The following is a 2,795-nucleotide window of genomic DNA, read 5'->3' as shown; positions in this document are numbered from 1 at the left end:
GCGGCGTCCCCGCCGCAGGGGAGGCACGCCGCCGCTCATGAGGTCCGCCGTCGGAGGGTGAACGAAGCCAGGACCAAGACCCCCACAACGATCGCCGCCATGACCCCGGCATCCTGCCACATGGCCTGCGTCGCCTCGGTGTTGTCGGCGATCTGCTGGAGCGCATCGACCGAAAACGTCAGCGGCAGCACATTGGAAATGCCCTCCAGGAGGCTGTTCATGTGGTCCCTGGCCACGAAGAGTCCGCACAAGAGGATCTGCGGTATCACCACCACCGGCATGAATTGCACCGCCTGGAATTCGGTCCTCGCAAAGGCCGAGCACAACAGGCCGAGCGCAACACCGAGTACTGCGTTGATGACGGCAATCATCACGACGTAACCGGGACCGCCCTTGATATCCAGATTGAAGATCCAGTAGGCCACAGCGGTTGCCACAAGGGACTGCAGGGCCGCCATGATGGAGAACGCCAACGCGTAGCCGAACAGGAGATCGGCTTTGTGGATGGGCGTCGTCAGGAGCCGTTCCAACGTCCCCGACGTCCTTTCGCGCAACATCGTGATCGACGTGACCAGGAACATCACCACAAACGGGAAAATGGCCAGCATCATGAGTCCCACGCGGTCAAAGGTCCGGGGGAATCCGGGAGGCAGGGTTTCGTTCTCGAACAGATAGTAGACGCCCGTGAGCAGCAGGGCCGGAACCACCATGATGAGCGCGACGCTCCGGTGGTCGCGCCGCAGTTGTTCCAGGACCCGCCTGGTGGTGGCAAACATCATCCGTGGATTCATCACGCCACCTGGCTTTCATTGGCACTCCGGTGGCTCGAAGCGGCGCCCGCTTCCTGGATGATGTGCAGGAAGGCCTGTTCCAGGTCGTTGCTGTGTCCCCGCTCGCTCAGTTCCGCCGGACTGAGCTGCGCCAGCAGCAATCCATCGCGGAGCAGGAGCAACGAGGAACAGTGCGAGGCCTCCTCCATGACATGGCTGGACACCAGCAGGGTGGTGCCCGCTTTGGCCAAGGCGGCGAACCGTTCCCACAGCTCGGCACGCAGTACCGGGTCCAAGCCAACCGTCGGTTCGTCGAGGACCAGCAGCTTCGGATGCGAGACGAGCGCGCAGGCCAGCGAGACCCGGCTGAATTCACCGCCGGATAGGTCTGCCGTCTTCCGCCGTGCCAGTGATTCGAGCCCGACGGCGGCAATCGCCTCCGCGGTGTCGGCCGCCGAGACGCCGTGCATGGCTCCGAAATACCTCACGTTCGCCTCGACGCTGAGGTCCGTGTAGACGCTCGGTGCCTGGGTGACGTATCCGACGTCGTGCCGCAATGACGGAGTACCTGCTGGACGGCCCAATACGTCCACGCTGCCGGCTGTCAGCCGCTGGACGCCGACGATGCAGCGCATGAGGGTTGTCTTGCCGCTCCCCGAGGGTCCAAGCAGGCCCGTGATCCGTCCGGGCTCCATGGCGAAGTCCACGCCACGGAGAATCTTCTTGCGGCCGCGCGTGACGTGCAGGCCCTCCACCGTGACCGCAGGGGACGCAGGGGACATGCCTGGTGCAGGACTTCCCGCTGGACTGTGGGACATCGCGGCCTCCGATTTATTCATCAGGTGATGAATAAAAGGTAAATCCGATACACAAGCGCGTCAACTGTGAGCCTCGGTGACAGATCCTGCAACGCGGGGTCACTTACGGCCCATGTCGGACCTCCGGATGGGCGCTAACTGACCCCGCGTTGTTCGTTGCCAGAATTGATTAGTCCAAGCCCTTGAAAAAAGTGTCCGCCATCACATAAATTCAGAACCAGCCGTGTCGCTGGGGCGCGGACGGTTTCAGAGAGGAAACACAAAACCAAATGGCTGTAGGCGTTGATCTTTCGAAGGCATTCGACGAGTCCGACTAAGCTCCAGGACACGCCCGCGGCCGACCAGCCGCTGAGCCACGCCATGGCAGGATGACCAGCCGCCCAGCGGCCAGGGGCTTCCTCGCACCATGGCGTGGCTCATGTTCGTTCGGGGCGGCTTTGCTTTCCGAAGAACCCGGGGAAGGAATCCGGGGGGACGGCCCCGGCAGGTTCCCCGGCCGCAAGCCGGTAGATTGGTACACAGTAGTTTTTGCCAGCTCTTGCCATAGAAACGGATTCTGACCCGTGGTCCTTCGCCTCTCCCAGCTGTTCCTGCGCACCTTGCGTGAAGATCCCGTCGACGCCGAAGTCGCAAGCCACAGACTCCTGGTCCGTGCGGGCTATATCCGCCGTGCCGCACCGGGCATCTACACGTGGCTGCCTTTGGGATTGAGCGTCCTGCGCAAGGTCGAGCAGATCATCCGCGAGGAAATGGCCGCTATCGGCGCCCAGGAAGTCCACTTCCCGGCACTGCTGCCCCGCGAACCGTACGAGGCGACCAACCGCTGGACCGAATACGGCGAAGGGCTGTTCCGCCTCCAGGACCGCAAGGGTGCCGATTACCTCCTCGCCCCCACGCACGAGGAAATGTTCACCCTCCTGGTCAAGGACCTGTACTCCTCGTACAAGGACCTGCCGCTGAGCCTGTACCAGATCCAGAACAAGTACCGCGACGAAGCACGCCCCCGGGCAGGCCTCCTCCGCGGCCGCGAATTCATCATGAAGGATTCCTACTCGTTCGACGTCGACGACGCCGGCCTGGACGCGAGCTACGCGGCCCACCGTGCCGCGTACCTGAAAATCTTCGAGCGCCTTGGCCTTGAGGTCATCCCCGTTGCCGCCACGGCAGGCGCCATGGGTGGATCCAAGAGCGAGGAGTTCCTGCACCC

Annotated in this window: 3 protein-coding genes; 1 reads left to right on the top strand and 2 read right to left on the bottom strand. The window is 63.1% G+C overall.

Annotated elements, in window-relative coordinates:
- Positions 1–35: 35 nt before the first annotated feature.
- Entirely contained in the window at positions 36–779 is a 744-nt protein-coding gene (locus tag AHiyo1_RS05140) for an ABC transporter permease (protein ID WP_084784364.1), read from the bottom strand.
- A gap of 11 nt (positions 780–790) precedes the next feature.
- Positions 791–1,588, bottom strand: a complete 798-nt coding sequence (locus AHiyo1_RS05135) for an ABC transporter ATP-binding protein (RefSeq protein WP_172465501.1) — start codon at positions 1,586–1,588, stop codon at positions 791–793.
- Between the two features lie 563 nt (positions 1,589–2,151).
- Here AHiyo1_RS05135 and AHiyo1_RS05130 point away from each other — a divergent pair.
- Positions 2,152–2,795, top strand: a 644-nt coding sequence (locus AHiyo1_RS05130; protein WP_340639285.1) for an aminoacyl--tRNA ligase-related protein, incomplete at its 3' end; no start/stop codon positions are given.

This window comes from Arthrobacter sp. Hiyo1 (assembly GCF_001263615.2).
GTDB lineage: Bacteria > Actinomycetota > Actinomycetes > Actinomycetales > Micrococcaceae > Arthrobacter.
This window is presented reverse-complemented; position numbering and strand designations above follow the sequence as displayed.

What these genes read in the sequence shown, in the direction of transcription:
- AHiyo1_RS05140 (WP_084784364.1), bottom strand. Translation starts at nt 779, where the DNA reads ATGATGTTTGCCACCACCAGGCGGGTCCTGGAACAACTGCGGCGCGAC.
- AHiyo1_RS05135 (WP_172465501.1), bottom strand. Translation starts at nt 1,588, where the DNA reads ATGTCCCACAGTCCAGCGGGAAGTCCTGCACCAGGCATGTCCCCTGCG.